At 47.6% G+C, this 16,460-nt stretch carries 14 protein-coding genes; 12 read left to right on the top strand and 2 right to left on the bottom strand.

Features of this window, described 5'->3' with window-relative positions:
• Positions 1–25 precede the first annotated feature (25 nt).
• From AC3WQ3_RS12735 to AC3WQ3_RS12720, 4 genes are all read left to right on the top strand, one after another.
• A complete protein-coding gene (locus AC3WQ3_RS12735; RefSeq protein ID WP_492472438.1) occupies positions 26–1,966 on the top strand; it encodes a TP0910 N-terminal domain-containing protein in 1,941 nt (646 codons plus the stop codon).
• Positions 1,963–2,271 carry an EscU/YscU/HrcU family type III secretion system export apparatus switch protein gene (locus AC3WQ3_RS12730; RefSeq protein WP_492472437.1) on the top strand — a complete coding sequence of 103 codons (309 nt, stop codon included), beginning with the start codon at positions 1,963–1,965 and terminating at the stop codon, positions 2,269–2,271. The genes AC3WQ3_RS12735 and AC3WQ3_RS12730 overlap by 4 nt, the downstream gene beginning before the upstream one ends.
• Complete coding sequence (locus tag AC3WQ3_RS12725) at positions 2,265–2,669, top strand: YraN family protein (protein WP_492472436.1); 405 nt, start codon at positions 2,265–2,267, stop codon at positions 2,667–2,669. The genes AC3WQ3_RS12730 and AC3WQ3_RS12725 overlap by 7 nt, the downstream gene beginning before the upstream one ends.
• A gap of 234 nt (positions 2,670–2,903) precedes the next feature.
• Complete coding sequence (locus AC3WQ3_RS12720; RefSeq protein ID WP_154893597.1) at positions 2,904–3,461, top strand: nitroreductase family protein; 558 nt, start codon at positions 2,904–2,906, stop codon at positions 3,459–3,461.
• Between the two features lie 164 nt (positions 3,462–3,625).
• On the opposite strand, the gene AC3WQ3_RS12715 is transcribed toward AC3WQ3_RS12720, so the two are convergent.
• Together AC3WQ3_RS12715 and AC3WQ3_RS12710 are read right to left on the bottom strand one after the other, a co-directional pair.
• The gene (locus tag AC3WQ3_RS12715) at positions 3,626–5,224 is read right to left on the bottom strand and encodes a YifB family Mg chelatase-like AAA ATPase (protein WP_492472435.1); all 1,599 of its coding nucleotides are present in this window, start codon (positions 5,222–5,224) and stop codon (positions 3,626–3,628) included.
• 275 nt (positions 5,225–5,499) lie between these two features.
• Entirely contained in the window at positions 5,500–5,928 is a 429-nt protein-coding gene (locus AC3WQ3_RS12710) for an organic hydroperoxide resistance protein (protein ID WP_492472434.1), read from the bottom strand.
• A gap of 227 nt (positions 5,929–6,155) precedes the next feature.
• Between AC3WQ3_RS12710 and AC3WQ3_RS12705 the strand changes: the two genes are divergently transcribed.
• From AC3WQ3_RS12705 to hslU, 8 genes are all read left to right on the top strand, one after another.
• Positions 6,156–6,611 carry a MarR family winged helix-turn-helix transcriptional regulator gene (locus AC3WQ3_RS12705; RefSeq protein ID WP_095287844.1) on the top strand — a complete coding sequence of 152 codons (456 nt, stop codon included), beginning with the start codon at positions 6,156–6,158 and terminating at the stop codon, positions 6,609–6,611.
• A 258-nt stretch (positions 6,612–6,869) separates the two neighbouring features.
• The gene (sucC, locus tag AC3WQ3_RS12700; protein ID WP_095287843.1) at positions 6,870–8,030 is read left to right on the top strand and encodes an ADP-forming succinate--CoA ligase subunit beta; all 1,161 of its coding nucleotides are present in this window, start codon (positions 6,870–6,872) and stop codon (positions 8,028–8,030) included.
• Between the two features lie 183 nt (positions 8,031–8,213).
• The gene (gene sucD, locus AC3WQ3_RS12695; RefSeq protein WP_095287842.1) at positions 8,214–9,143 is read left to right on the top strand and encodes a succinate--CoA ligase subunit alpha; all 930 of its coding nucleotides are present in this window, start codon (positions 8,214–8,216) and stop codon (positions 9,141–9,143) included.
• Between the two features lie 243 nt (positions 9,144–9,386).
• Positions 9,387–10,517, top strand: a complete 1,131-nt coding sequence (dprA, locus tag AC3WQ3_RS12690; protein WP_336779623.1) for a DNA-processing protein DprA — start codon at positions 9,387–9,389, stop codon at positions 10,515–10,517.
• Between the two features lie 111 nt (positions 10,518–10,628).
• Positions 10,629–12,728, top strand: a complete 2,100-nt coding sequence (gene topA, locus AC3WQ3_RS12685; RefSeq protein ID WP_154893594.1) for a type I DNA topoisomerase — start codon at positions 10,629–10,631, stop codon at positions 12,726–12,728.
• A 15-nt stretch (positions 12,729–12,743) separates the two neighbouring features.
• The gene (gene trmFO / locus AC3WQ3_RS12680) at positions 12,744–14,087 is read left to right on the top strand and encodes an FADH(2)-oxidizing methylenetetrahydrofolate--tRNA-(uracil(54)-C(5))-methyltransferase TrmFO (RefSeq protein WP_419719971.1); all 1,344 of its coding nucleotides are present in this window, start codon (positions 12,744–12,746) and stop codon (positions 14,085–14,087) included.
• Positions 14,088–14,114: 27 nt separating this feature from the next.
• A complete protein-coding gene (hslV, locus tag AC3WQ3_RS12675; RefSeq protein ID WP_095287838.1) occupies positions 14,115–14,657 on the top strand; it encodes an ATP-dependent protease subunit HslV in 543 nt (180 codons plus the stop codon).
• A 129-nt stretch (positions 14,658–14,786) separates the two neighbouring features.
• Positions 14,787–16,187 (top strand): ATP-dependent protease ATPase subunit HslU, encoded by a 1,401-nt coding sequence (gene hslU, locus AC3WQ3_RS12670; protein ID WP_095287837.1) that lies wholly within the window; start codon positions 14,787–14,789, stop codon positions 16,185–16,187.
• Positions 16,188–16,460 lie beyond the last annotated feature (273 nt).

Here is a 16,460-nt window from a genome sequence, read left to right as displayed (position 1 = left end):
ACGTAAAGGAAGGAGGGAGAGAACCGTGAATATTAGCTCCATGATTCGTGGTCTCCTGGGAGACAGCAAGCCGGGGAATGCCAAGCCGCTTGAGCTTAAGGAGGGTCAGGTTGTACGTGGATCTGTCGTAAGTGTCTCAGAGGATGGTGGAGAGGCTGTTCTGCAAATTCAGGGCGTACAGGTACGTGCCAAGCTTGAGACACCACTTCGCCCAGGGGAAACCACACTGCTTCAAGTGCAGCCGCCTGGAGAGAATGGCGTGACCGTTATGAAGCCGCTGGCTGGCACGCTGTCTGAATTGCCGCAAGCATCCTTGAACAATCTGCTTCAAGAGGTAGGTTTGCCGGATACAAAGGGAAATCGGGAACTACTGCTTGCCATGCAGCGTAGCGGGTTACCGCTTACGAAGGATAATGTGGCCATGGTTCAAAGTATGATGACTGTTAGACCCGCTCAGGTACCTGTGGAAGAGTGGGTGCAGGCAACGGGTATTGCTTTTCAGCGTGGTCTGCCGATTACGGCGGAAACGGTAAAAGGATTACATCAGACGGTATTTGGTCCACCCCTTCATCAGCTGCTAAATGGGTTAACAGAGCAGCTGGAAACGTTTCTTACTCAGAATGCAGGCAAAAACGCGCTGACGGGTGAACAGGCAGGTGCATCCAAGCTGCCAGCATCGGGTGGTTTGCCTATAACGGTAGTCGGCGGGCAGCAGACAGATGCTCTCGAAACGTTGCCTGCTGGAGGACGTCAGGCGGGAACCTCTGGCCAAACGGCACCATTGCCTCAGGGTGCTACAACAACGCCGGTAGGAGCCGGAACAGGACCAGTTCCAATGTCAAACAGCGGCGCAGCGGCAGATGTGCGCGGTGGTGTGCAAACCAGCTCAGGCCCAGGGCTGCCTGAGGCTGGGACAAAATCTGGAAACGGACAAGCGGAAACGGCCGGAAAAGCTGGGCAAGGCATTCAGGCAGGGACGGGAATCCCTGGAGAGAGCCAGCGTGCCACGGAAGCGGGCCGCCCGGGTATACCTGGGGCGGCAGCGGATATGGCAGCTGGACGAGGGACTGCCGGCCAGCAGGAAGGAAGCGCGGCTGGGCGACCAGATGGCCGCACAGAGACGCCCGCAGCTGCGAGTGCTTCGCCCGCTGCAGCGCAGACCGGGGCAGCAGCACCAACGGCGGCGCAACTGGCGCCGAAGCTGCTGGCCCTGCTGGACGCGCTGCGCAGCGCGTTCACTGCCGCACCGGCACAGCCTGGTGCGGCAGCACCTGCGGGAGCTGCCGCACAGCACGCGCCTGTCACCCACGAGGGGGACCCGTGGGTAGGGCGCGTGCTGAAGCTGCTCGGTGCAGAGCACGAGCAGCAGGCAGTGCACGGCGCGGCTGCGCAGGCGCGCGTGGGTGAAGCGGCGAGTCCGGGCACCGCGGACTCGCTGAAGGGCTTGCTGCTGCAGCTTGCCAGCAGCGATAGTGCCCCGGCGGCCCTGAAGGAAGCTGCCGGGCAGGCTGTGCAATATCTGACGGGTCAGCAGTTGCTGCTGACAACGGACCGGGGTTCTACCTTTGCCCAGATGCACTGGTTCATCCCGATTACGGGACCCAATGGAGAAGAAACGGCTTCGGTACAGATCCAATCCCGGCGTGGTCAGCGCGGTGAACTGGATGCATCGAATTGCAGGTTGTGGTTTGATCTGGATATGAAAAGTCTCGGACCAACACTGGTAGATGTGCATGTCGTCAACAATATTGTCAGCCTTCGGGTTCTCAACGATCGGGAAGGCATGGGTCCGCTTTTGGATAGTGGACGGGAAGTTATCCAAGAGGCACTGGATAAGCTGGGATACCAATTATTGACCTTCAAGACTGAGCCTTGGCCAGTCGGCCAGGAGCCGGGCGCCGAGCGGAAAATCAGTGCATCCGATTATAGCCCTGATCGCTACAAAGGGGTGGATATGCGAGTATGAAAGATGAGCCGCAGCCAGATATTCTTTCCAAAAAGGCTGTTGCCTTAAAATATGTACCCGGCGAAAGTGAAGCACCGGTCGTCGTGGCCAAAGGCCGCGGTAAAGTGGCAGAGGCAATTCTGGACAAAGCAAAGGAAAACGGGGTTCCTGTTCAGGAGGATGCTGCACTGGTGGAAGTTTTGTCCAAGCTTGACTTGGACGAGCAAATTCCGGCAGAGCTCTATCAACTGGTCGCTGAAGTGTTAACCTATATTTACCGAGCAGACCGGCTGGCTTCCGGACATGAGGGAGAGGATACATGGTGAGCCATTTAACCGGACCTGGGCATAACTCTACCCCCAAGCTTACGCGTCAGCAAAAAGGCAAGTTGGGTGAAGAGGCGGCTTGCAGGTGGCTGCGTGAGCAAGATTTTCATATTATTGAACAAAACTGGCGTTGCCGCCGTGGTGAGATTGATATTATCGCTTCAAATGGTGATTTGCTTGTCTTTGTTGAGGTACGAAGCCGTAGTGGAGCAGGGAAGTATGGTACACCGCAGGAATCGGTAGATCTTCGTAAGATGCAGCAGGTTCGTTCCACGGCAGCCGTATACCTTCAACAATCAAGAGGGAAAGAATTACAAATTCGTTTTGATGTGGTTGCTGTGATGCTTGATCCGGCAGGTCAGATTGTAACTGTTGAGCACGTTGAAAATGCGTTCTGAATTAATAAAATTGAATCAGTTAAACATGGTGTTTCTAAAAGAATGGATTCTCTCGTGAATTCAAATTTTAGAAACACTTTTTTTGTGTGAAACATAACCAATACTGATTCCATGGGCGTTCTTTGAATCTGAAGAACGGTTCGTTGTATAATCAAGAATGTAACCAACCGTATTGCATTTTATTTATTATAAAAGTCCGTTAGCAGCGCAATTTTCCATAGGGAGGTAAGTTCAGTGACCAAATCTACAAATATTGATACAGTCAATGATGTAAGAAGTGCCATTCAAAACCGGCGTACCGTCAAAAAGTTTAAGAAAGATGCTGTGCCTACAGAACAGATTATCGAGTTGTTGGATACCGCTGTCTGGGCACCAAACCATAAATTGCGTGAGCCGTGGAGATTTTTGTTATTTACCGGAGATGGACGGAAGAAGCTTGCAGATGCGATTGAGGCAGAGATGGGCGAGGATAACAAATTTTCAGCCAATGTTATGCAGGTACCGTCGATCATGCTTGTGGTTCTGGAAGAGGATCCAAGACAAAATATATGGGATGAGGACTTTGCTGCAGTAAGTGCACTGGTACAGAACTTTATGCTGGCCGCATGGAGTGAAGATATTGGAACCTTTTGGGTAACCAAGCCTTTCCTGTATGCACCGAAATTCCGCAAACCACTGGGGATTCAGGCTGGTGAGAAAATTGTCGGTATGGTCTACATGGGTTATCCGGAGGTCATCCCTTCTGCGAAAGAACGCACACCGGCCAAAGACAAACTTACCCTTTTTGATTAAATAAAATAGAATGCCCTGTCTGTGTCTTAACCAATAAACCGTTCAAGGTCTCCTTTTCAATGAAACGAAGGAGATAACCTGAACGGTTTTTTTAGTGTCGTCATTAAAGTGAATTTATATATTATGAGCTGGGGCTGTGGAGGGTCTAAAACAAATTTAAGGGTCTAAAACAAATTCAGATCCAACTGCCGATACTGAATCGCCTCAGCCACATGAGCTGTTAAAATTTCGCCATCATGATCCAGATCGGCAATCGTCTGAGCCATCTTGATAATGCGATCGTGAGCACGCATGCTTAAGTTAAGGGCCTGCAGTGTTTGCTGGAGCAGATGGTCTGCTTCCGAGGGAAGACGTGCAGTTCGGCGGAGCAGTCTTCCGGATAACTGACTATTCCAACGCACAGAGCTGCTCGCATAACGCTTAGCCTGGATATGATGAGCGTGGACAACTTTGGCTTGCATCTCGGCAGAAGTGGGGGAAGGTGCTGCCTTCCGCCATTCGCCAGGTGGAGGAACCTCGACCTGCAGATCTATCCGATCCAGCAAAGGGCCCGAGATTTTGGCCCGATAAGCTGCAACGCGGGAAGGGCTGCAGATACAGCGCTGATCCTCGGATTGAGCAGACAAATACCCGCATGGGCAGGGATTCATGGAGCATGCAAGCATAAACTGAGCAGGAAATGTAAAAGCAGCTCTTGCCCGGCTTATGGTGACTGTATGATCCTCCAGCGGCTGACGTAAAACTTCGAGCACTTGACGATGAAACTCAGGAAGCTCATCAAGGAACAGTATACCGCGGTGTGCAAGGCTGACTTCACCGGGCTTCGGAATACCGCTCCCACCGATGAGGCCGGAGGTGGATATCGTATGATGTGGTGACCGGAAGGGGCGTTCCGTAACCAAACCGTTGGACGTTTCTTTCAGTTTCCCTGCAGCACTTAGCACTTTGGTAACTTCAAGTGATTCTTCCTCGGATAACGGAGGGAGAATCGTGGGCAGACGTTTGATCAGCATCGTTTTGCCAGTCCCTGGTGGTCCCACGAGCAATATATTATGCATCCCGGCTGCGGCAATCATCAGCGCACGCTTCACATGATGTTGGCCGAGAACGTCGCTGTAGTCATCGCTTAACGAAGCCGGAATCTGAGTCTTGGTGTTGGAGAGACCCTGTTCATATGCAGCTGGTTTCATAAGGTGAGCGAAGTTATTCAAAACAACCGTTCCCGCTTTGGACAAGACCCCATCTTTCGTCTGGGAATCAGGCTTATCTGGCGCGATATCTCTTAAATGGCCGATTCCATATACGTTAATACCGCTAATTAACGAAGCTTCTGCCAGATTATCAACGGGGAGGAGAACGGAAGTGAAGCTTTGACGCTTGGCCAGATCCACCATGGCAAGTACACCTGGTACGGATCGAACCGAGCCATCCAAAGCGAGTTCGCCGAGTAAAAGTGTTCTTTCCTGGGACGGCAGCACGAGCTGCCCACTTGTCATTAGCAAAGCTACAGCAATGGCAAGATCGAATGAAGAGCCTTCTTTACGCAGGTCAGCAGGGGCAAGATTAATCGTAATCCGTTGTAATGGATATTGATAACCGCAATTTTTGACAGCAGCACGAACACGCTCAACCGCTTCACGAATCGCCGAGTCCGGCAAGCCGATAATGGAAGTCTGGGGCAATCCATTGGACAAATCCGTTTCCACTTCGATTAATACCCCGTCAATTCCATATAAACATGCACTATATAATTTTCCATACATAATAAAAAGAAACACCTCACTTCGTACTTGGCTGCGCATAATGCGGGCCAGTGTGCGAATTAAGGTGCTTCCTCAGCTTCTAATAAGCATTGTATATAAAAGAAATCAGGGCGTCAACCTGTCTTCATCATCGCTGCAATTCCAACCCTGAATTCTGAATTTTTATCTATCTGCTCTCGTGGATATCATCAGAAAATCATTGTCTGAATAGGGTATATCGTTAATCATAAAAACCATCTCAAAGTAGAGGAAATGAGACTGTTTTACGAATTTAATTAAAGTACGTTTAGTTTGACATCAATGTTGCCGCGTGTTGCACGGGAGTACGGGCAGGCTTGATGAGCCGCTTCTACCAGCTTCTCTGCTGTAGCCTTGTCTACGCCTTTTGCAAGAACGTCAAGTGTTGCCGCAATGCCGAAGCCACCGTCTTCCACTTTTCCGAAATGAACTGTAGCTGTGACTTCAGTACCTTCTAACTTGATTTTTTGCATGCGAGCAACCATATTTAGTGCACTATCAAAACAAGCCGCATAACCTGCTGCAAACAATTGCTCTGGGTTGGTACCTTCTCCACCTGCACCGCCCATTTCTTTCGGTGTGCGTACATCTAAACGAAGTTCGGGACTGGAGGATTCTACATAACCGTTACGTCCTCCAACTGCTTTTACCGTAGTTTCATACATTTTTTGTTGAATAGTCATCATGTTAATTCGCTCCTTTATGTATACGATTATATTTTATACAATTTAATTTAACACAATAAAATAGAAAAGTAAAATCCCTTGTGCTCAATTATTCTGTTTTTTTTCTAATTTGTGATAATATATATAGAGAGAGTTTTTAGTATGTGCAGATTAGCCTGCAAAAGGCAGGCTTAACACAGCGCTTTCTATAAGCAATTAAATGTAAAATAGGCAGGTGGGATTAATTTATGCAAACGGATGCTTTGAAGCTGGATAACCAATTATGCTTTGCCATATATGCTTGTTCACGTGAAATCACGAAGATGTACCAGCCATATCTCGAGGTACTGGGTGTCACCTACTCGCAGTATTTGGTCATGATGGTATTGTGGGAGCGAGAGGAATGCACGGTTAAAGAAATCGGAGAGGCACTCTACTTGGATTCGGGTACGTTGACACCGCTATTAAAACGCCTGCAGTCTGCCGGACTCATTCATCGTGAACGTTCAGCACAGGATGAGCGCAAAGTGCTTATTACGTTAACTGATTCAGGTAAGGAGCTTCGCAATAAGGCTCTGTCCATTCCGGATTCTATTCAGGGGGATGCTTGCCTGAGCAGTACGGAATTTGAATCGTTGCTTGGTCAGTTTAAAGGGCTTCTTCAGAAGGTACATGAGACGAATATGAAAGAAGCTAGAAAATAACCTGGAAATAATCTTGATATAACGAAAAGGAGAAACCTTAGACATATTAGTCTGAGGTTTTTTCCATTAATATCCAAGCATTCACAATATGGGATGATATCCATATCAAAAAGCTGTCTATTAACCATTACTTTTTTAAGGAAAGCGTTTTAAAAACGTGTTACAATGAATTGGGTTTAAGTGAAAATAGTCAACAATTGTCTTTTGGTAGTCAACCAACCCGCCTTGTTGCAGTCATGTTGATAGGAGGATTCGAGAATGAATATCCATGAATATCAAGGAAAAGAAGTACTGAAACAGTATGGAGTTGCCGTTCCTAATGGGAAGGTTGCTTATACAGTCGATGAAGCGGTTGCGGCCGCAGAGGCACTGGGCAGTCCGGTGACTGTAGTCAAAGCGCAAATTCACGCTGGTGGCCGGGGAAAAGCCGGCGGCGTAAAGGTAGCGAAGAGCGCAGACGAAGTTAGAGCGTATGCTTCCGAAATTTTGGGAAAAGTACTGGTGACACACCAGACCGGACCGGAAGGCAAGGAAGTAAAACGTCTTTTGATCGAAGAGGGCTGCGATATCCGCAAAGAGTACTACGTGGGTGTTGTTGTTGACCGTGCAACGGGCCGTGTCGTGATGATGGCATCCGAAGAAGGCGGTACGGAGATCGAAGAAGTGGCTGAAGCTACTCCTGAGAAAATCTTCAAAGAAGTTATTGACCCTGCTATTGGATTACAAGTGTTCCAAGCACGTAAATTGGCCTACAGCATTAATATTCCGAATGAATTGGTGAACAAAGCAGTCAAATTCATGCTTGCATTGTACACTGCATTTGTGGAAAAAGATTGCTCCATTGCTGAGATCAACCCTCTTGTTGTTACTGGAGATGGAAACGTTATCGCGCTGGATGCGAAATTGAATTTTGATTCCAACGCATTGTTCCGTCATAAGGATATTTTGGAACTGCGCGACTTGGATGAAGAAGACGAAAAAGAAATCGAGGCTTCCAAATACGACCTCAGCTACATAGCACTTGATGGCAACATCGGCTGTATGGTTAACGGTGCGGGACTTGCGATGGCTACGATGGATATCATCAAATACTACGGCGGAGACCCTGCCAACTTCCTTGATGTTGGGGGCGGTGCAACAACGGAGAAAGTAACAGAAGCTTTTAAAATCATTCTGTCTGACGCCAAAGTGGCGGGCATCTTCGTTAACATTTTCGGCGGAATCATGCGCTGTGATGTCATTGCAAACGGTGTCGTTGAAGCAGCGAAGCAGCTTGGCCTCACGAAACCGCTGGTTGTTCGTCTTGAAGGAACGAATGTGGAGCTTGGCAAACAGATTTTGGGTGAATCTGGCCTGAATATCGTACCTGCTGATTCCATGGCCGACGGTGCACAAAAAATCGTTGCCCTCGTAAAATAAGTTCATTCCTGGGCCATTTATATCAATCCAAAGAGCGGTTCGCAATCTTTATGAATTGGATCGGAATGCTTCAATCCGTCTAATTCATGTTCCCGCTAGCGATGGAATCGAATGATATAAATTGCTTTCTTAGTGCCGGAGCTGTCCGGAACTTGAAAAATAACCGTAAGGATGTGAAGCAACGTGAGTATTTTGATCGATAAAAATACAAAAGTCATTACGCAAGGCATTACGGGTTCAACGGGAATGTTCCACACGAAGGGCGCATTGGATTACGGAACCCAGATGGTAGGCGGTGTTACACCAGGCAAAGGCGGGACCAATGTTGATATCACGCTGGAAGATGGCAAAGTCGTTAGTCTTCCGGTATTCAATACGGTACAAGAAGCGAAGGAAGCTACAGGTGCAACAGCGAGCGTTATCTATGTGCCACCAGCATTCGCAGCGGATTCCATCATGGAAGCTGTTGACGCAGAGCTTGATCTTGTAATCTGTATTACAGAAGGTATCCCTGTCCTTGATATGGTGAAGGTAGACCGTTTCATGGAAGGCAAAAAGACTGTATTGATCGGACCGAACTGTCCTGGTGTTATTACACCGGGTGAATGTAAAATCGGGATCATGCCTGGCTATATCCATATGGCTGGACATGTTGGCGTCGTTTCCCGTAGTGGAACGCTCACCTATGAAGCTGTTCATCAATTGACTACACGTGGAATTGGTCAGTCTTCAGCGGTAGGAATCGGGGGAGACCCGGTTAAAGGTTCCGAATTCATTGATATCCTCAAACGTTTCAATGAAGATCCTCAGACTCATGCTGTCATCATGATCGGGGAGATCGGTGGTACAGCAGAGGAAGACGCTGCAGAGTGGGTACGCGACAATATGACCAAACCGGTTGTTGGATTTATCGGTGGCGTTACTGCGCCTCCAGGCAAGCGGATGGGTCATGCTGGTGCCATTATCTCAGGAGGTAAAGGTACAGCCAAAGAAAAAATCGCGAAGCTTGAATCCTGCGGTATCAAAGTTGCGCCTACGCCTGCCGAGATGGGCTCCACTCTGGTAAGCGTACTGGAAGAGCGTGGTATTTTAAATTTGTGCACGACACATTAATTCTTTTCCATTATAATAGTAGAAACGGTGCGGAGATGTTATTACTGTCGTAACCGACTATTGTGATACGGAAAAGGTAAGCAACCTTTTGCCCATAAACTGGGTGAAGGGTTGCTTTTTTGCGTTGAATTACTTACCAAATGAGAGAGCTGAGTTACTCTCTTAAAAGTAAACGCTTGCATTCTGTCGTCACAACCTACACAATATGAGGGAAGTGTTCTTCCCGCTCGGGAGGCTTATAGAATGGAGAAAAGCTTGATTCTGTTTGGTTTGCATGAAATGGATGGTGTTGGGAAGAAAACGATCTCGAAAATAGTAACAGGGGGGCATAACCTTCCGGATTTGCTTCATTATGACGAAAGAGATTGGATTCAAGCTGGGTTGCGTAAAGATCAGGCCGCCAGGCTTGTAAATACTTTCGATGAAGACTGGATTGAGCATAGGCGTGAAGCGGTTTATAAACAAGGAATTCAGGTTATTACCTATCTGGATGAACAATACCCCATATTAATGAAGGAAACCGTTCAGGCACCTTGGGTTATGTACGGCCGTGGAGACATGAATTTGTTACATTCAAAGGCAATTGCCATGGTAGGAACTCGAATGCCAACAGTATATGGGCGCAAAGTAGGCGAGAAACTGACGACAGAATTTTGTCATGCAGGGTTGACCATAGTAAGTGGTCTTGCCCGTGGTATTGATAGCACTTGTCATGAGGCCGCTCTTCGCGCAAAAGGTAAAACCATTGCCGTTTTTGGCACAGGAATTGATAAGATCTACCCACCTGAGAACAAAAAACTAGCTGAGCAAATTGCTGAAACAGGTCTATTGCTGTCGGAATATCCACCAGGCACACGTGCTCATCAAGGACTATTTCCGGAGCGTAATCGAATTATTGCCGGTTTGACACTTGGAACGCTGGTTGTAGAAGCGGATATCCGAAGCGGCTCTCTTATTACTGCAGATGCTGCGCTGGAGGCAGGAAGAGATGTATTTGCTGTTCCGGGCCCCATTACATCACCCAAGAGTCGAGGGTCACATAATCTGATTCGTCAGGGGGCAAAATTGGTCACTTGCGCGGATGATCTGCTTGAAGAGTACCGAATGGACTTGCCAAATCCCGAACAACTTCCTTACAATAGAGGACGTTCCCCAGAAAAGGGAGAAGGTAATCATCCGAATATGTTTCCTGAGGTGAGTCTCTCATCTGATGAGAGAAGGATCATCTCCCTGCTGGAGCAGGACGAAAGATCTTTGGATCAACTTGTAGAGCAGCTCGGTTGGGATTTTGGACATTTGCATTCAGTTCTGTTATCTTTAATCATAAAAAAACAGATTAGCCAATTACCTGGAACCAAATATGCAAGGGTATGACAATGCTGTGACCACGCGGCATGTGAAAATAGATTATTAACGGAAGTTATTTAATTGCTGACAAGGATGAAAAGGAACAAGCAGTTTCATGACTGAGAGGAGGATGAACCTATGGCGGATTCACTCGTAATCGTGGAGTCGCCCTCAAAGGCGAAGACAATCGGCAAATATTTAGGCAGCAAGTTCATCGTGAAGGCTTCGATGGGACATGTGCGCGATTTGCCGAAAAGTCAGATCGGCGTTGAGGTGGAGAATGATTTTAATCCGAAATATATTACGATCCGCGGCAAAGGTTCGATTTTGAAAGAACTGAAGGATGCACGAAAGAAAGTGAAAAAAGTGTACCTCGCAGCTGACCCGGATCGCGAAGGCGAGGCTATTGCATGGCACTTGGCTCATGCACTTGAACTGGATGACACGGAGGATTGCCGTGTTGTCTTCAACGAAATTACGAAGCAGGCAGTCAAGGATGCGTTCAAAACACCACGCAAGATTAACATGGACTTGGTTAATGCACAGCAGGCCAGACGAATTCTGGATCGGCTTGTCGGATATAAAATCAGTCCTTTATTATGGAAGAAAGTCAAAAAAGGATTGTCCGCTGGACGTGTACAGTCGGTGGCAGTCAAAATCATTTTGGATCGCGAAAATGAAATCGATGACTTTATTCCAGAAGAATACTGGAGCATTACGGCGAAGCTGACTGCTGACGGCAATCCATTTGAAGCGAAGTTCCATCAATTGAACGGTGCAAAAACCGAACTGGGAAGCGAAGCCGAAGTACAAGCTATTTTGAAACAAATTGAGAACGCGGATTTTACCGTCAAAGAAGTGAAAGAGAAAGAACGCAGCCGGAATCCATCCGCTCCGTTTACGACAAGTTCTTTGCAGCAGGAGGCTGCACGGAAATTGAATTTCAGGGCTTCCAAAACGATGTCGGTTGCTCAACAGCTCTATGAGGGCGTAGACCTCGGAAAAGAAGGCACAGTGGGTCTCATCACGTATATGCGTACAGACTCCACCCGGATTGCGGCATCAGCTCAGGAAGAAGCCAAAGAATATATTGTTGGCAAGTACGGTGAAGCTTTTGCACCTGAGACGCCAAGAAACTATTCCAAGAAGGCAGCCAATGCGCAGGATGCTCACGAAGCTATTCGTCCTACATCCATTTTGCGTGATCCGGATTCCATCAAATCATTTATGAGCCGTGATCAGTTCAGACTGTATAAACTGGTATGGGAGCGCTTCGTGGCTAGCCAGATGTCTTCTGCTGTCCTCGATACACTCTCTGTGGATATCGCAGCTGGAGATACCATTTTCCGTGCAGCAGGCTCCAAGGTTCGCTTTCAAGGCTTCATGAAGGTCTATGTGGAAGGAAACGATGATGGTACTACGGAAGAAGATCGTTTGCTGCCTCCACTAAAAAATGGTGATCGGTTAGAGAAGCAGGAGATTGAACCGAAACAGCACTTCACTCAACCGCCGCCCCGATATACGGAAGCAAGACTTGTACGTACGCTGGAAGAGCTGGGCATAGGGCGTCCAAGTACATATGCACCAACCCTGGAAACCATTCAGAAGCGTGGATATGTGGCAATCGAAGAGAAAAAATTCATGCCGACCGAGCTTGGAGAACTGGTCATCGAACAGATGGAGGAGTTTTTCCCTGAAATTCTGAATGTAGAGTTCACTGCCAATATGGAAGGTGATCTTGACCATGTGGAGGAAGGCTCGGAAGACTGGGTCAAGGTACTTGCTGAATTTTATGAATCATTTGAGAAAAGACTCGAATTCGCAGAAGAAGAAATGAAAGAGATTGAGATTGAAGATGAGGTCTCGGACGAAATCTGCGAAAAATGCGGCAAGCCGCTTGTGTACAAACTGGGTCGGTTCGGCAAGTTTCTTGCGTGCTCCGGATTTCCGGACTGCCGGAACACCAAACCGATTATTAAAGATATTGGCGTAACTTGTCCGAAATGTAAGGAAGGACATGTGGTTGAACGTCGTAGTAAAAAAGGACGTATCTTCTATGGCTGCGACAAGTATCCAGAGTGTGATTTCGTATCGTGGGATAAACCGTCGGCCAAACCTTGTCCAAGTTGTGGTTCTCTCATGGTTGAGAAACGAAACAAGCAGGGGACGCGTTTGCAATGTACATCCTGTGACCATCAGGAACCGGTAGAGGAACCGGAAGAAGAAACAGCGGATTAGCATATATGGGGGTAAATGATTTTGACGAATGAACAAGTAGTAACGGTAATTGGTGCCGGGCTGGCAGGAACTGAAGCAGCTTGGCAAATTGCAAGTCGCGGTGTACGTGTGAAGCTATATGAGATGAGACCGGTTGTAAAAACACCGGCTCATCATACTGATAAATTTGCAGAACTGGTGTGCAGCAATTCGCTGCGTGCCAACGGTTTGACTAATGCAGTTGGTGTGCTGAAAGAAGAAATGAGAATGCTGAACTCCCTGGTACTGGGTGCAGCCGATCGAAATGCAGTTCCAGCGGGAGGAGCACTGGCTGTTGACCGCGATGGATTCTCGGGAGAGATTACTTCCACGCTTCATCAGCATCCACTCATCGAGGTGGTCAACGAAGAACTGACCTCCTTACCAGAGGATGGTATCGTTGTTGTTGCTACCGGTCCACTGACTTCGCCAGCATTATCCGAACAAATCAAGGCACTGATGGGCGAGGAATACTTCTATTTCTACGACGCGGCTGCTCCGATTATTGAAAAAGACTCCATTGACATGAACAAGGTGTACCTTGCTTCCCGTTATGATAAAGGGGAGGCAGCCTACCTAAACTGTCCGATGACAGAAGAAGAGTTTGATATCTTCTATGATGCTCTGATTACGGCAGAGGTTGCCCAATTAAAAGAGTTTGAAAAGGAAATTTACTTCGAAGGCTGCATGCCGATTGAAGTCATGATGAGGCGAGGAAAACAAACGGCTCTGTTTGGTCCGATGAAGCCTGTTGGTCTCATTAACCCGCATACAGGGGAGCTGCCACACGCAGTAGTACAGCTCAGACAGGATAACGCAGCAGGAACGCTGTATAACCTGGTTGGATTCCAGACACATCTGAAATGGGGAGAGCAGAAACGTGTATTCTCGCTAATCCCTGGCCTGGAAAATGCGGAGTTTGTACGTTATGGTGTTATGCACCGCAATACGTTCATTAATTCTCCCAAATTGCTGCGTCCGACGTATCAATTCAAGGAACGTCCAAATCTGTTCTTTGCAGGACAAATGACAGGTGTTGAAGGGTATGTTGAATCAGCCGCTTCAGGTCTGATTGCGGGTATGAATGCAGCCAAAGCGGCACTTGGACAGGAACTTGTAGTGTTGCCTGTAGAGACAACGCTGGGCAGTATGGCACAGTACATTACTACGGCTGACTTCAAACACTTCCAACCGATGAATGCAAACTTTGGCTTGCTGCCGAAACTGGAAACGAAGATCCGTAACAAAAAAGAAAAAAATGAAGCTCTTGCACAGCGCGCATTGGATGGTATTGCCCGTTTTGCAGCTGCAGAAGGTCTAACCGTTCCGGGACGCGTATAAATTAGTTTCGTGGGAGGAGGCTGAATCATGGATATGTCATTTCATGCTACAACGATCTGTGCAGTTCGTCATAATGGCAAGGCAGCGATTGCCGGAGATGGTCAGGTGACTATGGGGCAAAGCGTTGTGATGAAAAATACGGCCAAAAAAGTAAGACGTTTATACCGCGGACAGGTTGTAGCTGGTTTTGCCGGTTCAGTAGCGGATGCCATTACACTATTCGAAAAGTTTGAGGGTAAGCTGGAAGAGCATCATGGCAATCTGCAGCGTGCCGCGGTGGAGCTTGCCAAGGACTGGCGGCAGGATCGCATTTTGCGCAAGCTTGAAGCACTTCTTATCGTTATGGATAAGACGGGGATGCTGCTCATCTCTGGTGGAGGCGAAATCATTGAGCCGGATGACGATGTCATTGCGATCGGTTCTGGTGGGAACTTCGCTCTGTCTGCTGCACGTGCATTGAAACGTCATGCAACAAACCTAGAAGCCAAAGACATTGCCCGTGAGTCATTGCAGGTGGCAGCAGAGTTATGTGTGTATACCAACAATAATATCATTGTAGAAGAACTGTAAGATAACCCCGCAAACTGAAACATAGAGCATGGCCGTTAGGGCTATTCCTATCAATTTGCGGGGTTATCCCTAATTTTGATAACATATTTCTATGCAGGATTTTAAGTAGACTGGTAGGAGGGAAGCGAAATGCAAACACAAGCGTTAACACCAAGACAAATTGTTGCAGAGCTTGATAAGTATATTGTGGGTCAGAAACAGGCCAAAAAATCGGTGGCTGTTGCCTTGCGCAATCGATATCGCCGCAGCCTTTTGCCAGAGCATACGCAGGATGATATTGTACCTAAAAACATATTAATGATTGGACCGACAGGTGTTGGTAAAACGGAAATTGCCCGCCGCCTGGCTAAACTGGTGGGAGCCCCTTTTGTAAAGGTGGAGGCAACGAAATTCACGGAAGTGGGTTATGTTGGTCGTGATGTTGAATCCATGATCCGTGACCTGATTGAAACGTCCATGCGGATGGTTAAGCTGGAACGGACCGAAAAGGTAAAAGACAAGGCTGAAGAAGCTGCCAATGAACGCATCGTACATATTCTGGCTCCTTCTCAATCCAAGTCCAAAAATCAACGTAACCCGTTTGAAATGATATTTGGCAATAACGGAAACAATACGCCCGAGCAGGAAGAACCAGAGCCGGACACCAATGTCGCAGAGCGGCGTCGCAAGATCAAATTCGACTTGTTATCCGGTAAGCTGGAAGAAGACATTATCGAGATTGATGTTGAGGATACAGCTCCGAATATGATGGATATGTTTGCAGGGCAGGGAAATGACCAGATGGGCATGAATATGCAGGAGATGTTTGGGAGCCTGCTGCCGCGACGCACCAAAAAACGCAAGCTGGCGATCAAAGAAGCTCGTAAAGTGCTGATCCAGGAAGAAGCAAGCAAGCTGATCGACATGGATGACGTTACACAAGAGTCCATTCGCAGAGCTGAGCAGACGGGTATCATTTTTATTGACGAAATCGACAAGGTGGCCAGCCAGGGACGCGGCAGCGGCCCGGATGTATCTCGTGAAGGGGTACAGCGGGATATTTTGCCTATCGTGGAAGGTTCTACTGTGATGACCAAGTACGGACCTGTCAAAACCGATTATATTCTGTTTATGGCGGCTGGAGCATTCCATGTGGCCAAACCTTCGGATCTGATCCCAGAGCTTCAAGGTCGTTTCCCAATTCGGGTTGAGTTGAATAGCTTATCTCTGGAGGAGTTCGTATCTATCTTGACAGAACCTCAAAATGCGTTGACTAAACAATATGTCGACTTGCTGCGGACCGAAAATATTGAAATCGAATTCTCGGATGAGGCCATTCGTGAGATTGCCAAGCTTGCTGAATCCGTAAACCAAAATACGGAGAATATTGGCGCTAGGCGTCTGCATACTATTCTTGAGAAACTCCTTGAGGATTTGTCCTATGAGGCACCTGAGCTCACGCTGGAGCGAATGGTCATTACTCCGGAGTATGTACGCGAGAAACTGAACGATATTGCACAGGATCGTGACCTGAGTCAATATATTCTGTAATAAGACTTTCTTAATAAACAGAAGCAATATATAATATTGAAGTTTAATGGTGGTATTCACTGTTTAATAGAAATAAGACGAACTACTGTTGAAGGAATAATCCTGATCGGTTGGTGATTGCTTATCTTTATGGCAGATGGATGCTGCCTTTTTTTGTTCCCGACTAATGGATTTCCAGAGAAAAGCCGATAAAAAGATTGAAGTTACATTTAGAGTAGTAAAAAATAGGACTTGTGCCGCAGTTGTCTGGATCCGGTGGCGTAAGAATCTGAA

This window comes from Paenibacillus sp. FW104-T2 (assembly GCF_058789975.1).
Note: the sequence above shows the minus strand (reverse complement) of the source record. Positions and strands in the feature narration are given on the sequence as shown.